The organism is Sphingomonas sp. 37zxx, from assembly GCF_000786205.1.
Lineage (GTDB): Bacteria > Pseudomonadota > Alphaproteobacteria > Sphingomonadales > Sphingomonadaceae > Sphingomonas.
In genome coordinates this window covers 61,571-77,591 of the sequence record NZ_JROH01000006.1, presented here as the reverse complement: position 1 = coordinate 77,591, position 16,021 = coordinate 61,571, and the positions used below count along the sequence as shown (strand labels likewise).

Annotated in this window: 16 protein-coding genes; 10 read left to right on the top strand and 6 right to left on the bottom strand. The window is 64.5% G+C overall.

Annotated elements, in window-relative coordinates:
- Positions 1–101: 101 nt before the first annotated feature.
- Both hemH and phbB read left to right on the top strand, forming a co-directional pair.
- Complete coding sequence (hemH, locus tag QU44_RS04170) at positions 102–1,079, top strand: ferrochelatase (protein WP_052134324.1); 978 nt, start codon at positions 102–104, stop codon at positions 1,077–1,079.
- A gap of 28 nt (positions 1,080–1,107) precedes the next feature.
- A complete protein-coding gene (gene phbB / locus QU44_RS04165) occupies positions 1,108–1,830 on the top strand; it encodes an acetoacetyl-CoA reductase (RefSeq protein WP_033920298.1) in 723 nt (240 codons plus the stop codon).
- Between the two features lie 459 nt (positions 1,831–2,289).
- Here the strand turns inward: phbB and QU44_RS04160 are convergent, their stop codons facing one another.
- Complete coding sequence (locus QU44_RS04160) at positions 2,290–2,697, bottom strand: glycine zipper 2TM domain-containing protein (protein WP_033920297.1); 408 nt, start codon at positions 2,695–2,697, stop codon at positions 2,290–2,292.
- A 180-nt stretch (positions 2,698–2,877) separates the two neighbouring features.
- Here QU44_RS04160 and QU44_RS04155 point away from each other — a divergent pair, with 180 nt between their 5' ends.
- On the top strand, positions 2,878–3,852 hold the full coding sequence (locus QU44_RS04155) for an esterase-like activity of phytase family protein (RefSeq protein ID WP_033920347.1): 975 nt from the start codon (positions 2,878–2,880) through the stop codon (positions 3,850–3,852).
- Positions 3,853–3,971: 119 nt separating this feature from the next.
- Here QU44_RS04155 and rpmB read toward each other — a convergent pair whose 3' ends face one another.
- Entirely contained in the window at positions 3,972–4,268 is a 297-nt protein-coding gene (gene rpmB, locus QU44_RS04150) for a 50S ribosomal protein L28 (RefSeq protein ID WP_033920295.1), read from the bottom strand.
- Positions 4,269–4,420: 152 nt separating this feature from the next.
- Here rpmB and QU44_RS04145 point away from each other — a divergent pair, with 152 nt between their 5' ends.
- Positions 4,421–4,657: a hypothetical protein gene (locus QU44_RS04145; RefSeq protein WP_033920294.1), complete on the top strand. Its 237-nt coding sequence runs from the start codon at positions 4,421–4,423 to the stop codon at positions 4,655–4,657.
- A 40-nt stretch (positions 4,658–4,697) separates the two neighbouring features.
- Entirely contained in the window at positions 4,698–5,126 is a 429-nt protein-coding gene (locus QU44_RS04140) for a nucleoside deaminase (protein WP_033920345.1), read from the top strand.
- 75 nt (positions 5,127–5,201) lie between these two features.
- Here the strand turns inward: QU44_RS04140 and QU44_RS04135 are convergent, their stop codons facing one another.
- Complete coding sequence (locus QU44_RS04135) at positions 5,202–5,879, bottom strand: OmpA family protein (protein WP_033920292.1); 678 nt, start codon at positions 5,877–5,879, stop codon at positions 5,202–5,204.
- A 150-nt stretch (positions 5,880–6,029) separates the two neighbouring features.
- Between QU44_RS04135 and QU44_RS04130 the strand changes: the two genes are divergently transcribed.
- Positions 6,030–7,328, top strand: a complete 1,299-nt coding sequence (locus QU44_RS04130) for a hemolysin family protein (protein WP_033920291.1) — start codon at positions 6,030–6,032, stop codon at positions 7,326–7,328.
- Positions 7,329–7,733: 405 nt separating this feature from the next.
- Here QU44_RS04130 and QU44_RS04125 read toward each other — a convergent pair whose 3' ends face one another.
- Positions 7,734–8,378 carry a hypothetical protein gene (locus QU44_RS04125; protein WP_052134319.1) on the bottom strand — a complete coding sequence of 215 codons (645 nt, stop codon included), beginning with the start codon at positions 8,376–8,378 and terminating at the stop codon, positions 7,734–7,736.
- 62 nt (positions 8,379–8,440) lie between these two features.
- Positions 8,441–9,706 carry a phosphoribosylamine--glycine ligase gene (gene purD / locus QU44_RS04120; protein ID WP_033920289.1) on the bottom strand — a complete coding sequence of 422 codons (1,266 nt, stop codon included), beginning with the start codon at positions 9,704–9,706 and terminating at the stop codon, positions 8,441–8,443.
- On the opposite strand from purD, the gene xseA reads away from it, so the two are divergent.
- Genes xseA through QU44_RS04105 form a run of 3 tightly spaced genes read left to right on the top strand, consistent with a single transcriptional unit; the run spans position 9,705 to position 12,146 of the window.
- Positions 9,705–11,093: an exodeoxyribonuclease VII large subunit gene (gene xseA / locus QU44_RS04115; RefSeq protein ID WP_033920287.1), complete on the top strand. Its 1,389-nt coding sequence runs from the start codon at positions 9,705–9,707 to the stop codon at positions 11,091–11,093. The genes purD and xseA overlap by 2 nt on opposite strands.
- A gap of 34 nt (positions 11,094–11,127) precedes the next feature.
- Positions 11,128–11,322 carry a DUF2093 domain-containing protein gene (locus tag QU44_RS04110; protein WP_443018071.1) on the top strand — a complete coding sequence of 65 codons (195 nt, stop codon included), beginning with the start codon at positions 11,128–11,130 and terminating at the stop codon, positions 11,320–11,322.
- A complete protein-coding gene (locus tag QU44_RS04105) occupies positions 11,319–12,146 on the top strand; it encodes a M23 family metallopeptidase (protein WP_033920283.1) in 828 nt (275 codons plus the stop codon). Before QU44_RS04110 ends, QU44_RS04105 begins: the two co-directional genes overlap by 4 nt.
- Before the next feature lie 4 nt (positions 12,147–12,150).
- On the opposite strand, the gene QU44_RS04100 is transcribed toward QU44_RS04105, so the two are convergent.
- The gene (locus tag QU44_RS04100; protein ID WP_052134318.1) at positions 12,151–12,684 is read right to left on the bottom strand and encodes a hypothetical protein; all 534 of its coding nucleotides are present in this window, start codon (positions 12,682–12,684) and stop codon (positions 12,151–12,153) included.
- 243 nt (positions 12,685–12,927) lie between these two features.
- Here QU44_RS04100 and QU44_RS04095 point away from each other — a divergent pair, with 243 nt between their 5' ends.
- Positions 12,928–15,972 (top strand): TonB-dependent receptor domain-containing protein, encoded by a 3,045-nt coding sequence (locus tag QU44_RS04095; RefSeq protein ID WP_033920282.1) that lies wholly within the window; start codon positions 12,928–12,930, stop codon positions 15,970–15,972.
- Positions 15,973–16,021 lie beyond the last annotated feature (49 nt).

The following is a 16,021-nucleotide window of genomic DNA, read 5'->3' as shown; positions in this document are numbered from 1 at the left end:
CCTTGTCCCCTGATCCCCTGCTAGCCGATCGCCAGCATCATGATCCCGATCCGACCAGCCCGCAGGCGGTTGGCCCGCTGCCCGCCGATCATCCGCCGGTCATGCCGCGCAAGATCGGCGTGCTGCTGATGAACCTTGGCACCCCCGACGGACCCGATACCAAATCGGTGAAGCGCTATCTGGCCGAGTTTTTGTCCGATCGCCGCGTCGTCGAGCTTCCCGCCATCGCATGGCAGCCGATCCTGCGCGGCATCATCCTGAATACCCGGCCCAAGAAATCGGCCGAAGCCTATGAACAGGTGTGGAGCGAGGACGGATCGCCGCTGGCGGCGGTGACCAAGGCGCAGTCGAACGCGCTGCAAGGGGCGTTTGGGCCGGGGGTGATGGTCGATTGGGCGATGCGCTATGGCCGCCCGGCGATCGGCGATCGGTTGCAGGCGATGAAGGATGCCGGGTGCGAGCGGATATTGCTGGCACCGCTCTATCCGCAATATTGCGCCGCGACGACCGCGACCGCGAATGACAAGGCGTTCGCGCAACTGGCGGCGCAGCGCTGGCAGCCCGCGCTTCGCACGCTGCCGCCCTATTATGACGACCCGGTCTATATCGCCGCGCTGAAAGCGTCGGTCGAACAGGGGCTGGCCGGCCTCGATTTCGAACCACAGGCGCTGATCGCCAGCTTCCACGGCATGCCGCAGCGCACGCTCGATCTGGGCGATCCCTATCATTGCCATTGCCGCAAGACCGCGCGCTTGCTCGGCGAAGCGATGGGCCGGGAGATGACGGTGGCATTCCAGTCGCGTTTCGGCCCCGCCAAATGGCTGACGCCTGCGACCGACGACACGCTGGAGGCGATGCCGGCCAAGGGCATCACCCGCGTGGCGATCTTCGCGCCGGGCTTTTCGGCCGACTGCCTCGAAACGCTAGAGGAGCTGGCGATCCGCGGGCGCGAAAGCTTCGAGGAAGCCGGCGGCACGCATTTTGCCTATCTGCCTTGTCTGAACGCTAGCGAAATCGGCGTGAAAATGCTCAAGACGCTGCTGACGCGGGAGCTTGCGGGCTGGGTGCAGCCCGCCTAGCCTGTTCCCGGACGAGGAGAGGATAAGCATGACACGGGTAGCGATCGTAACCGGCGGCACACGCGGGATTGGCGAGGCAATCAGCCTTGCATTGCAGGCACAGGGCATGACCGTTGCGGCGAATTATGCCGGCAATGACGAGAAAGCACGCGCGTTTACCGAGCGGACCGGCATCGCTGCCTATCGCTGGGATGTCGGCGATTATGATGCCTGCCAGGAGGGTTGCGCGAAGGTCGCCGCCGATCTGGGGCCGGTCGATGTGGTGGTCAACAATGCCGGCGTCACGCGCGACGGCACGATCCTGAAGATGTCGAAGGACATGTGGGAAGACGTGATCCGCATCAATCTGGGCGGCTGTTTCAACATGGCCAAGGCGGTGTTCCCCGGCATGCGCGAGCGCAAATGGGGGCGGATCGTCAATATCGGCTCGATCAACGGCCAGGCTGGGCAGTATGGCCAGGTGAATTACGCCGCCGCCAAATCGGGCATTCACGGCTTTACCAAGGCATTGGCGCAGGAGGGCGCGCGCGCCGGCGTGACGGTCAACGCAATCGCGCCGGGCTATATCGACACCGACATGGTCGCGGCGGTGCCGCCCGAAGTGCTGGAAAAGATCGTCGCCAAAATTCCCGTCGGTCGCCTGGGCCAGGCGAGCGAGATCGCGCGCGGGGTGGTTTTCCTGTGTTCGGATGAGGGTGGGTTCGTGACCGGATCGACGCTGAGCATCAACGGCGGCCAGCATATGTACTGACGGGCGCAGGCGCGGCCACGCCCGCGCCGGTTCGCGAAGCGAAGCGCCCGGCACGGCCGGCGGGTCGGCAAAGCCGAACCCGACCGACGCGCCGGCTCTGCCGGTGCCCTTTCTGCTACACCCTCTCCCCTGCGGGGAGAGGGCAAGCGATCCCGGCGTAAGCCGGGGGAAGCGCGAGAGAGGGGCTGGAACGAAGCGCTCCCGCTGCCCTTCTCCCGGCCTGACACAACCCGAACGGGAGCAAGTTAGAAGAAAGAGCGCCGGCAAAGCCGCCGCCGTCGGTCGGGTTCGGCGGTGCCGACCCGCCGGCCGTTTTGCGCGATGCGCTTGGCGCACCGGCGCGGGCGTGGCCGCGCCTTCGCCCAAAAATTGAAGGCCGGCTCCTTTCGGAACCGGCCCTCCCCCTCGATACGCTACGCGAGGGAATTCTCGATACGCCACACGAGAAACTGAAAAACCTTAGCGGGTACGGGCGCAACCGCGTGGCTGGCCGGCGCGGTCGATCTCACGACCCGCCAATGCCCCTGCGCCGCCGCCGAGCACCGTGCCGAGCAACCGGTTGCCGTTGCCGGCGACGGTGTTGCCGAGCAGACCGCCTGCGACCGCACCGATCACGGTGCCCTCGGTGCTGCTGCAACGCTGCGGCGTGCGGCGGTTGTTATTATACCGGCGGTCATTGCCGTAATAGCGGCGATCATTGGCGCGGTTGCGCTGATAATCGCTGACGCCGGCGTCAAAGCTGGTTGCGGTCAGCGCGGTGGGCGCGGCGGCGATCGCGATCGGCGCTGCCGATGCCACGGTCGGTGCAACCAGCGAGGTCGCGCCCATGGCGATGGCGGCGGTGGCGATGCTGAGCTTCTTGAACATGGATGATCTCCTCGATCCGTGTTGAACCAAAATCTTTTCGTCGGCGTCGGGGCGGTGCCCATTCGCTGTCGATGAACATCTTCTAGGTGATTCGCTTTGACCCCTTCCTGAATGCCGCTGTTATGCTGGGTTCAGGAAAAGCCGGGTGGAGCCGGGCGCGCGCAACCGCTAGGGCGCGGCATGCGAATGTTCTGGTCGGTGCTGCTGTTGCTCGTATTCGTGCAGGACTATTCGGGACCGGCGCGACTGCCGCTGCCGGAAAATATCCGCGTGCGCGCCACCCCGGTCGATATTGTCCCCGATGATCCGGCCCGGCGACGGGTGGGCGGGCTGACCTATCTGGGCGGCGTCGAACTGCACGAAAGCGGGCAGGGAATTGGCGGCTATTCGGCATTGGCGGTGCAGGGGGATCGCTTCACGCTGGTAAGCGACGGCGGCAATGTGCTGTCATTTCGCCTCACGCTGCCGTCCACCATCACCGATGTCAGCGCCCGGCCACTCCCCGACGGCCCGTCAGCCGGTTGGCAAAAGCGCGATCGTGACGCCGAATCGCTCACCTTCGATCGCGCGACCGGCAGCGCCTGGGTCGGCTTTGAGCATTATAACGAGATCTGGCGCTACTCCGCCGACCTGCGAACCGCCACCGGCCAGGTCCGCCCGAGCGTCATGCGGAAATGGCCCGAGGGGGGCGGTGCCGAGGCGATGGCACGACTGGTCGATGGCAGTTTCATCGTCCTGTCGGAGATCGGCCGACCGCGGGGGCGGCGGATGGTGCGGCATGCGGTTCGCTTTGCGGGCGATCCGGTGCTCGCGCCCGATCGCGGCTATCGCTTCTTGTATCAGCCGCCGGCGGGTTTCAGCCCGGTGGACGCGGTGCAATTGCCCGATGGACGGTTGCTGGTGCTCAACCGCGCCTTTGGCCTGCCCTATGGCTTTACCGCGAAGCTGACGCTGATCGATGTCGCGGCGATCAAACCCGGCGCGACCGTACAGGGCCGCGAGCTCGCCACGCTGGCCCCGCCGACGCTGTATGACAATTTCGAAGGCGTGGCCGCCCTGCGCGAGGGAGAATCGACGGTGTTGTGGCTGGTATCGGACGACAACCAGCTATTCCTGCAACGCACATTGCTGCTGAAATTCCGCCTCGACGTCTGACGCAGATTGCTACGCGGGAACCCACAACGACGAAAAGACCCGGCCCCGCCTAAACGGTGACCCGGTCTTTTTCGCCTTCGACTGTTCACCAACCGCCGCGTGGACCGCAGCGGCAGCGATCAGGCGGCCTTGGCGCCGTCGAGCTTCTTGGCGACTTCGCGCTTCAGGCGACGAGCGCGAAGCGACAGGTCGGTCTCGCTGGTCTTGGCGAGCCAGTTGTCCAGCCCGCCGACATGCTCGACCGAGCGAAGCCCGTGCGTCGAAACGCGCAGGCGAACGCTGGTGCCCAGCGCGTCCGACATCAGCGTGACGTTCTGCAGATTCGGCAGGAACGTGCGCTTGGTCTTGTTATTGGCGTGGGATACATTGTGGCCCACCTGCCGGCCCTTGCCGGTCAGCTCGCAAATGCGCGACATGCGTTTAATCCTGAGTTTCGGGGTTGCCCGGAAAGCGGCGGCTACTATCCCGCATGTCGCCATCCGTCAACCGATTCAGTCGTAGGTGCGTGCAACCGAGTCGAGGTAGGGGGCGTTATTACGCCGACGTTTCGACTTTTGGAGGGCTGACTATGCGTGCCATTCTTGTGTTGCTCGGCCTTGCCGCGCTGGTGTTGATCGGTCTGATGGCGACGGGGATGCTCAGCCTCGACCAGACGCGACAAGCGCAATTGCCCTCGATCAGGATCGAAGGCGGGCAGACGCCCGAGTTCAAGGCCGATGTCGGGACGCTCGACGTGGGGACGGTGAACAAGACGGTGGAAGTGCCCAAGGTAACGGTCGAAAAGGCCGACGGCGCGCCGCAGTAACGATGGTCGTGCAATAACGATGTTCATGATGCCAGCGCCAATGCGCGCCGCGCTCGATGCGGCGGCGGCGGCGGGCGCGCGCGGGGAAGTGCCGGTTGGGGCGGTGGTGGTGCATGGCGGCCAGGTCATCGCGACCGGCGGCAATGCGCCGCGCGCCACCTGTGACCCCACCGCGCATGCCGAAATCGTGGCGATTCGCGCAGCCGCAGCGGCGCTTGGCCGCGACCGGCTGGAGGATTGCGATCTGTGGGTGACGCTTGAGCCGTGCGCGATGTGCGCAGGCGCGATCGCTCATGCCCGAATCGCCCGGCTATATTATGCAGCGCCCGATCCCAAGGGTGGCGCGGTCGAGCATGGTCCGCGCTTTTTCGGCCAACCGACCTGCCACCACCGCCCCGAAATCTATCCGGGGATCGGCGAGGGTGAGGCAGCGGCGATGCTGCGGGCGTTTTTCGCCAGGCGGCGCTGAGGGGCGCTCGCGGGGGTTGTACTACCCTTCGTCATGCCGGGGGGTGCCCGGCATGACGAGAGAGCGTAGTATAGCTTAGCGGGCGTCGTTGGTCGTGATCGGTACCAGCTTGATCTCGACGCGGCGGTTTTCGGCGCGGCCTTCTTCGGTGGCGTTCGATGCGATCGGCTGGCTTTCGCCATAGCCGCGGCTTGCCATCCGCGCCTGTGCCACGCCGCGACCGGCGAGATAGCTCGAAACCGATGCCGCGCGCCGCTCCGACAGGCCCTGGTTATAGCTGTCCGACCCGGTCGAATCGGTGTGGCCATAGACATCGACATAGGTCTGCTCATACCGCGACAGCACATCGGCGACGCGATCGAGCGTGCCGCGATACTGCGGCTGGATGTTGGCGCTGTCATAGGCAAAGGTGATGCCCGACGGCATTTGCAGGATCAGGTCATCGCCCTGGCGGATGACGTCGATGTCGGTGCCGGCGGTGCTGGCGCGCAGATCGCGCTCCTGGCGATCCATATACGCACCGATGCCAGCGCCGGCGAGGCCGCCAATGCCCGCGCCCAGGATCTTTTCGGTACGGTCACGGCGACCGCCGACCAGATCGCCGAGCAGATAGCCGCCGACCACGCCGCCAATGCCGCCGATCGCCGCCTTGGAGATGCTACGCTCGCCGGTCACCGGATCGGTGACGCAGGCGCTGGTGATGCCGAGCGAAGCGATGGCGGCGGTAAGCATGAATTTGGACGCGATACGCATGGTATTTCCCCTGACGGTGCTGGTATGTTTCGAGCGCGGAACCACTCGAAGCGCGACTTGTTCCGCATCCGCACTGACTGGAAGCTGTACGGGCCGCAACCAAAGGCTTGAACGCGGTCGGTGATTGCGCGTAGGAATCGTTTAACCCTGATGGACCAACTCCCCTCCTTTCCCTGGATCGACTGCGCGATCATCCTTGCGCTGATCGTGCTCAACGGCGTGTTCGCGATGTCCGAGCTGGCGTTGGTGTCGGCGCGCCCGGCGCGGCTGGAGGCGATGGCGCGCGCCGGGGTGCGCGGCGCGCGATCGGCGCTGGCGCTGTCGGACAGTCCGGGCAAGTTTCTGTCGACGGTGCAGATCGGCATCACGCTGATCGGCATCCTTGCCGGTGCCTATTCGGGGGCGAGCCTTGGTGGGCCGGTCGGCGCGCGGATCGCGCTGTTAGGGGTCGAGGCCGACCTGGCCCAGACGATCGGTTTCGCCTCGGTGATTGCGGTGACCACTTATTTGTCGCTGATCGTCGGCGAGCTGGTGCCCAAGCAATTCGCATTGCGCGCACCCGAGGCTATTGCGTCGTGGATCGCGGGGCCGATGGGCTGGATTTCGGCGGCCACGGCGCCATTGGTATGGTTGCTCGATTCGACCACTGGGCTGGTGTTCAAGCTTCTGGGGCTCAGCCGCGAATCGGAAAACCGGGTCACGGCCGAGGAGCTTCACCTGATCGTGTCCGAAGCGACCAAATCGGGGGTGATCGAGGAGCATGAACGCTCGATCATCTCGGGCGTGGTGCGGCTGGCGGACCGTCCGGTGCGCGAGATCATGACCCCGCGCACCGAGGTCGACTGGATCGACGCGACGCTGTCGACCGAAGCGATTCTGGAACGGCTGCGGACCACGCCGCACACCCGGCTCCCGGTGGGCGAGGGATCGGTTGATGCGGTGATCGGCGTGGTGCAGGCCCGCGACGTCGTGACCGCATTGATCGAGGGGGTGACGCTCGACCTGCGCGCGCTGGTGCGCCCTGCGCCGGTGCTGCCCGATCAGGTCGATGCGATGGATGCGATGGGTGCGCTTCGCCGGGCCGAGGTGGCGATGGGCTTCGTCCATGACGAATATGGCCATTTCGAAGGTATCGTCACTGCCGCCAATCTGCTGGCGGCAATCGCCGGTGATCATGATTCGGATTTTGACGAGGAGGATCGCGTCGTCGTGCGCGATGACGGTTCGCTGCTGGTGTCGGGGCAGATGGCAGCCGATTCGCTGGCCGACCGGATTGGCATCGACCTGCCCGAAGACCGCGATTACGCCACCGTCGCCGGCCTGGCCTTGTCGGTGCTGAAACGTCTGCCGCATGAGGGCGAGAGCTTCGTCGAACAGGGCTGGCGCTTCGAGATCGTCGATATGGACGGGCGCAAGATCGACAAATTGCTGGTCGAGGAACAGGGGTAGGCACCTGCGGGTGCCTTTTTCCCCGTTCGTGCTGCGCGGGTGGATATTTAGAGCGGGATAACTCTAGTGGATTGATTTTGACATTCGCATCCCGCCTGCGGCACGCTCTCGCTGCGAATGTCAAAATCATAAAATCCACTAGAATCACATAATTGCTAGTGGTTCTGGAGATTCTGACATTTGCTCCTTACTGAGCCGAAGGGGGTAGCAAATGTCAGAATCGGACCACTAGGTTGATCCATCGACCTTCGCTTCGTCATTCCCGCGAAGGCGGGAATCCATAGGCAAGTACAGTGGTTATGTATTCCCGCCTTCGCGGGAATGACGACCCAAATGCGCCGGTATCAAGTCAGCACGAACGGGGGGGGAGGGCGGTTCCTTCACCACCGTTCAGCTTCCTGGCAATCAGCCTCCCAATTTGCCGAACTTCGCCTCATAGCCTGCGCGGTCGCCGGCGCTCAGCAATTGCGCCTGTTCGATCCAGCGGTCGCGCGCCATGCGGCCGGTGAACGCGCCCAGTTGCGCGTCGATGCTCTGCGCGCGGTCGGGTGACAGGTCGGCCAGATCGGCGATGGTGACGACACCAAGCGCCTTGAGCTGTCCGGCAACCTTCGGCCCCAACCCTTTGAGCGTCGTCAGATCGGCCATGTCGATCGCTAGTGCGGGCACCGCAGCCGGTGCCGGTTTCACTGGTGGCAATTCGGGTGTTGCAGCGGCTGTCACCGGCGGGGGCGTGGCGACAGGTTGCGGTGGCGCGGTGGGCGGCGGCGCGGTGGGCGGTGCAACGGGTTGGCGTGGCACCACGGAGGCGGGCGGAGCAGGCGGCGGCGCTGGCGTAACCAAAGGCTGGCTGTCCGCGCGCTCGTCGATCGTTTCGCTATTGTCCTCGCGTTGCCGTTTCAGGCGACGGCCCCACCAGAGCATCGCGATCGTCGAGGCGATCGCCAGCGCGATCAGCACCAGATGGGTGATGGTAAGCGGCATGAATGCCTGGGCAGCGCCGGCGGGCGTTGCGGTGGCGGCGTCGACGGAAGCGGTGGTACTGGCCATGGGCTGTTTTCGCAGTTCTTCTTCGTGGCGTCCAAGGGTTTCCCGAACGCGGGAAAGACGTGTCAATCGGCTTCGCGTTCCACCTCGCGCCAGCCGATGTCGCGGCGGGCAAAGCCGCTGGGGAAGGCGATCGCATCGACCGCGCGATACGCCGCCGCCTGCGCCTGCGTCACCGTCGCGCCGCTGGCGGTGACCGCCAGCACGCGCCCGCCCGCCGCGACCAGCGTGTCGCCTTCGGCCCGCGTGCCTGCCTGAAACACGCGCGCGCCGGTTGCCTCGGCCGCCGCGATACCCTCGATCGCGCCGCCCAGTTCGGGCGTGCCCGGATAGCCGTTTGCCGCCATCACCACCGTCAGCGCGGTCGCATCGGCGAAGCGCGGCGGCGGCAGATCGGCCAGCCGCCCCTGCGCCGTCGCCAGCAGCAATTCGAGCAGATCATCCTCGAATCGCAGCATCAGCACCTGGCATTCGGGATCGCCGAAGCGGCAATTATATTCGATCAGCTTGGGGCCGGTATTGGTGAGCATCAGCCCGGCATAGAGCACGCCTGAATAGGGCGTGCCCGCCCGCGCCAGCGCCTCGACCGTCGGCCGCACGATCCGGTCGATCGCGGCTTGCTCCAGCGCCGGAGTCAGCACTGGTGCTGGTGAATAGGCCCCCATGCCGCCGGTGTTCGGCCCGGTATCGCCATCGCCGACGCGCTTGTGATCCTGTGCCGATCCGAACGGCATCAGCGTGGTGCCGTCGGTCAACACGAACAGGCTGGCTTCCTCGCCGGTAAGAAACTCCTCGATCACCGCCTCGGCCCCGGGATGGTCGAACAGCGCCGTCAGCGCCGCCTCGGCCTCATCAGGATTCATTGCGATCGTCACGCCCTTGCCCGCCGCCAGCCCATCGGCCTTCAGCACCACCGGCCAGCCGAAATCGGCAAGCGCGGCGCGCGCGCCGTCGAGCGAGGTGACCCGCGCATAGCCTGCGGTCGGGATATTTTCGCGCGAGCACAAATCCTTGGTGAAGCCCTTCGACCCTTCGAGCCGAGCGGCGTCGCTGCCGGGGCCGAAGGCGGCGATCCCCATCGTCCGCAGATTGTCGGCAAGCCCCGCTACCAGCGGCGCTTCGGGGCCGATCACCACCAGTCCGATCGAGTTACGCAGGCAGAAATCAATCACCCCGCGCTGATCGGTCGGCACCAGATCGACGCATTCGGCATGCGCCGCAATGCCCGGATTGCCGGGGGCCGCGAACAGTTTCCCCAGGCGCGGCGATTGCGCCAGCCGCCATGCGAGCGCATGTTCACGCCCTCCCGATCCCAATAGCAGGACGTTCATGGCCGATCCCTTCTTCATGCCCAATAACGATGAACTGGGGCTGGTAGCCGAGAGCCGCGCGGGGGACAACGCAGCACCGCTCAGCGTCGGCGACCTGTCGATGAAGCTCAAGCGCATGGTCGAGGGTGAATTCAGCCATGTCCGGCTGAAGGGCGAGATTTCAGGGTATAAGCGCGCAACGTCGGGCCATGTCTATCTGTGCCTGAAGGATGACAAGGCGGTGATCGACGGTGTGATGTGGAAGGGGGCCGCTGCCGCCTTGCCCTTTGCCGCCGCCGACGGGATCGAAGTGATCGCCACCGGCAAGCTCACCACCTATCCCGGCCGATCGAAATATCAGATCGTCATCGAGCGGATGGAATTGGCGGGCGAGGGCGCGCTGATGGCGCTGCTCGAACGCAACAAGGCGCGGTTCGAGGCCGAGGGGCTGTTCGCCAAGTCGAAGGCGCGGCGGCCCTTGCCCTTCATGCCGCGCACGATCGGCGTCGTCACCTCGCCCACCGGCGCGGTGATCCGCGACATCCTCCACCGGCTGGGCGAGCGCTGCCCAAGCCATGTCATCGTCTGGCCGGTCAAGGTGCAGGGGCAGGGCGCGGCCGAAGAGATCGCCGCTGCGGTGCGCGGCTTCGACGCGATGCCCGGCGATGGCCCGGTGCGCCGCCCCGATCTGGTGATCGTCGCGCGCGGCGGTGGCTCGATCGAGGATTTATGGGCGTTCAACGAGGAAGTCGTGGTTCGCGCGGTGGCGGGGTGCTCGATCCCGATCATCTCGGCGGTGGGGCATGAAACCGATACCTCGCTGTGCGACCACGCCGCCGATCTGCGCGCGCCGACGCCAACCGCCGCCGCCGAAATCGCGGTGCCGGTCCGTGCCGAACTCGCTGACACCATCGCGATGCTCGGCCTTCGCACCGAACGCTGCGTCCGCCGCTATCAGGAGCGCGGGCGCGAGCGGCTCGATTCGCTGGTGCGCGTGCTGCCCAGGCGGGATGCGCTGCTGGGGCCGCAGCGGCAAAAGACCGACGATCTGGCCGCGCGCCTCTCGCGCGGGCTCGAACGCCGGCTCGATGCCGGGCGGCGGCAACTTGACCGTGCGGGCGCGGTGCTGCGCCCGGCGATGCTCGACCAAAGGCTGGCAGGCGCGCGCGCGGCGCTGGCGGCGATGGAGCGGCTGCATCTGTCGGTGAACCCCGACGCGCCGCTCGAACGCGGTTATGCCAGGGTCGAGGCGCGCGGGGCGGGCAAGGTCGTCGCCGATACCGCCGCCGCGCGCGCGGCGGGTGCGCTGATCCTCCATTTCCGCGACGGTGCCATCGACGCACGGGTTGAGCGCACGGCCACCAAGGCATATGCTGCGCCGACGCCCGAACAGCCCAGCCTGTTGTAACCGGCGCACCGTGTAAGGAACTATTCTCGTGTTGATGACCCAAGCACCCCGCCCGGCGAAGCTGCATTACATGGCCAATGGTTTTCGCGTGCTCGCCAATGGCGATCATGTCGTGTGCGCAGTGACCGGCGAGGCGGTTTCGCTCGAGACGCTGCGCTATTGGAGCGTCGCGCGGCAGGAAGCCTATGCCAGCGCCGAAATCGCGACCCGGGCAATGACCGCCGTATGAACCGCCGCGCGGCGATTGCCGCTATCGCCTGCGTCCTCGCGCCGGTCAGCGCCGGCGCACAGCCTGCCCCTTTCATCCTGTCGGGCGATCTGATCCAGGGTGGCCGAGTCATCGGCACCGCGCCTGCCGGCACCACCGCGCTGACGCTGAATGGTGAGCCGGTCGAAGTGGCGCGCGACGGTCGCTTCCTCATCGCCTTCGATCGCGATCAGGCCGCCAGCGCGGTCCTCGCCGCCACTCGCATCGACGGCGAAACCTTGCGCCAAACGCTCACGATCCGCCCGCGCGCCTGGCGGATCGAGCGGCTGAACACGCTCGCGCGCCAATCGCAGCCGACCGAGGCGTTCTTGCAGCTACGGCGGCCCGAACTCGCGCGGATCGCCGCCGCCCGCGCCAAGGTCACCGGCGCGCAAGGGTGGTCGCAATCGTTCGTGTGGCCGATCACCGGGCGCATTTCGGGCCTGTTCGGCGCGCAGCGAATCTATCGCGGCGAGCCGGGCGCCTATCATTCAGGGGTGGACGTCGCGCGCCCAGCCGGCACCATGATCGCCGCCCCCGCCGATGGCGTAGTGATCCTCGCGGCGACCTCGCCCTTTACGCTGGAAGGCAATCTGCTGATGCTCGATCACGGCATGGGCTTGAACAGCGCGTTCCTCCATTTGTCGCGCATCGACGTGCGCGAGGGCGCAACGGTGAAGCGCGGCCAGCCAATCGGCGCGATCGGCGCCACCGGCCGCGCCACCGGCCCGCATCTCCACTGGAGCATGAAATGGCACGACGCCCGAATCGATCCGCTGCTGGTGGCTGGGCCGATGCCGGGGTAGGGGGCTATTGCTGGCGCTGTACCCGAATCGCGGTTTGGCCCTGGATATTGGCCAGATATGAGCCGAGCGCGGCCTTGCGGATCGCGATTGTCTGACCGGTCTTGGGGTAGATTGCGAGCTTGCGGTCATCATTCTGGACCCACACTGCGCCATCCTCGAGTTCGATCCGCCAGCGTCCGCGCGCTAGTTGGCGCGCGCTTTTGATCGTGCTCTCCAGCCGATCGACATCTTCGCGGTCGGTTTCCGCTTCGGGCTTCTCCCGCCCGGAAAAAACGCGCGTAATCGGTGCCGCGAAACCGAACAGCGATCGCCGCGCGGTGCGTACTTCCTCTCGATCGAGCGCAATGACATCGCCGGTGGACACCGCCGTCTCCAGCGCCGCGGACTCGCGATCGAAGCAAGCCAATCGTGCGTTGGGGTCGGTAATGGTGCGGCATTGGGTAAGGCTGCGCAGCGCACGGGCGTCGGTGTCGGCAACCTGCTGCGGTTGCGGCGGCAGCATCAGTATCGCCAGCGCCGGCCAGATCCCTAAACCCATCGTCTCTCTCCGAACCCAATAATACCCACCGGTTTCGCCGCTTCGCTAGCGGCTCGGACGGCATTATTCGATTGTGATAATTCTGCTACACCGGCATTGCCAAAATGACAAAGGTGCCACCGCGCGCATTGCCGATCAAAAAGCTTGATGCCTATGAAGTGTCATGGGGCGGAACCGAACACGGGCCGTCGATATGCGCCCGAAGCGCTCGATCGTTTCGGGATAAAAAGGGGACTGAGAATTATGCGAGCCATTTATCGCCACAAGCTGCTGACATCGGCAGCAATACTGGGTGCCGTAGCCGTGCAGCCCGCCTATGCGAATGACGTAGCTGAGAACGCCCCGACCGTACTCGCCGTCGCCGCGCCGGTCACCGTCCAGGAAACCGATCAGGTTGCAGAAGAGCAGCAGGAATCGATCGTCATCACCGGTTCGCGCATCCGCCGCGCCGACATCAGCTCGACCAGCCCGCTCGCCATCGTTTCGGCTGAAGAATTCAAGCTGTCGGGTGCTGTGAACGTCGAGCAGGTGATTAACACGCTGCCGCAGGTCATTCCTGGCGTTAATCAGTTTTCGAACAATCCCGGCGGTGGCGTCTCGGAGCTCGATCTTCGTGGCCTTGGCGCTCAGCGTACCCTCGTGCTGGTGAACGGCCGGCGCTATATGTTCCATGACACCTCGCAGGTGGTCGATCTTAATACAATTCCTGCCTTCTTGCTCCGCGACGTTCAGGTCCAGACCGGCGGCGGTTCGGCGGTTTATGGGTCAGATGCACTGGCGGGCGTGGTGAACTTCAACCTGCGTACCGATCTTGAAGGGCTTGAAGTCGGCACGCAGTACAGCATTACCGAACGGGGCGATGGCAGCCGCTTCAACGTAAACATGGCGCTGGGCACCCAGCTGCCCGACAATCGTGGCCATGTTACGATTTACGGCGAGTACAACAAGCGCGGCAGCATCTTCCAGTCTGCCCGAGACTTTTCGCGTTTCGCGTTGGGTGACAGCGCAGGTAACCTGATCCCTCAGGGCTCGGCGGGCGTTCCGCAAGGCCGATTCGTCGCTTCGCCGACGATCACCGTCGGCGCGCCCGGTTCGATCGGTGGTGCCAATGCAAGCTGCGGCGGCACTGGTCAGCCTCCTCGGAATGCCGGCTGTTTCACGATCGCTGAGGGTACCAACTATCCTGGCGCAGGCGCTTTCTTTGGAACCCCAGGAACAAGTACGCCGTACAACGCTGCTAATAATTCGTATAACTTCGCACCCGACAACTTCCTGATGGTCCCGCAGGAACGCTGGATGATTGGCGGCTATGGTGAATATGAAGTCACCAAGGGTGTGACTGCCTACGCCGAATTCACCTATATCAATAACCGGGTGCAGAACGAACTGGCACCGACGCCGATTACGCAGAACGTTGATTTCCAGCTTTCGGCGATTCAGGGCTTGGTTTCTGCAAATGACTTTGCCCAGCTCTCGACCATTGCCACTAACCAGCAGGCTGCTATCGCGGCAGCAGCGGCGTGCGGTGTGACCGCAGCCGGTGCACCTGTTTGCGGCAATCCTTTCGGTGCGTTCACGGCTGGCACCGGGCAGTTTGGCGCGTTGCAGCCTGGTTCGGTTCGGTTGCAGGTCAATTCGCGGACGAATTCGATCAATTCGCGGAACGTCGAGGATGACCGCAGCGCCTATCGCGTTCTTGCGGGTTTCAAGGGCGAGATCCTGAACAGCCTGAACTACGACGCCTATTATATGTATTCGCGGACGCGGAATGCGTCGGTTCAGTTGGGCAATGTGTCGCGTAGCGCGTTCACGCGTCTTGCGGCCAACGGCACCTGCAATGTGTTCGGTGAACGCCAGTTGAGCGATGCATGCGTCGATCAGATTTCGATCCTGGCGCAGAACGGTGAGATCTCTGAACTCGAAGTCGCGAACGCCAGCGTGTCGGGGCCATTGTTCAACCTGCCTACGTCCAGCGCGCCGGTGCAGTTCGCTGCGGGCGTTGAATGGCGTCGCATGGGCAGCCGTTTCATCCCCGATACGGCATTGTCGTCGGGCGATGTGGTTGGCTTCAATGCGGGTCAGCCAACGCAGGGCTCTTACACGTCGCGTGAAGCTTTCGGCGAACTCGTCGTTCCCCTGGTGACCGATAATTTCATCCACAGCCTCGAGCTCGACGGTTCATTCCGTTATTCGGACTATTCGCTTGAAGCAGTGGGTGGCGTTTGGGCCTATTCGGGCGGCGTGAAGTTTGCGCCGATCCGCGACATCATGTTCTGCGGCCAGTATCAGCGCGCCATCCGCGCTCCTAACGTGGGCGAGCTGTTCGGCGGTCAGTCGGTCGGTTTCCCGCAGGCGACCGATCATTGCGCTACTGCCGCAGCAGCGGCTCCCGGCCCACTGCGCGACGTTTGCATCGCGACCGGAGTTCCGGCATCGAATGTTGGTCAGAACTTCCTTCAGCCAAATCCCCAGGTGCAGGGTGCCTTTGGTGGCAATCCAAATCTAACTGAGGAAACTGCCGATACTTACACAGCCGGCGTCGTGCTGCAGCCGCGCTTCATCCCTGGGCTGACCGTTCAGGTAGATTACTATAATATCACCATCGACAAGGCGGTTTCGGAAGCCGGTGGCGGTGTCGCCAACATTCTCAATCTCTGCTACCTTACCATTCAGAATGCGAACAGCGCACTTTGCGGTCTGATCTCACGTGATACCCAGGGGGTAATCTCGGGTCCGCCGTTTGTGGTCCAGGCTAGCGAGGCAAACTTGGCTTCACTGGAAGTCGAGGGCATCGATTTTCAGGCCGACTTTACGACTCGTGTAGGCTTTGGTCTTTTAGGTGAAGAATCGCGCCTGAACTTTAACTTCCTCGCCACGTACACCCTCCGGAACAATACAACACCGTTGGTTGACTTGCCGGATGATATCATCGAATGCGCCGGAAAATATGGGGTAACTTGCCTCCAGCCGACGCCGATCTGGAAGTGGACCGGCCGCGTCTCGTTCACCGACGGCCCGCTGCTGACCAGCGTCCGGTGGCGGCATGTTGGCGCAACCGAAGCTGACAGCCCAGCCTACGTCGTCCAGAATATCGATGCCTATAGCCAGTTCGATTTGACGTTTGCCATGCAGGCCAGCGACAATCTGACGCTGACCGCCGGTATCAACAACCTGTTCGACAAGCAGCCACCGGTGCTCGGTGCCGGCGCTCAGCAGGCCAACACTTTCCCCGGCGTGTTCGATGTGCTGGGTCGCGACTTCTTCGTCTCGGCGCAGATGCGCTTCTAAGGCGCGAAACGCATGTATGAGGGGCGGCGGGTTCTACCTGCCGCCCTTT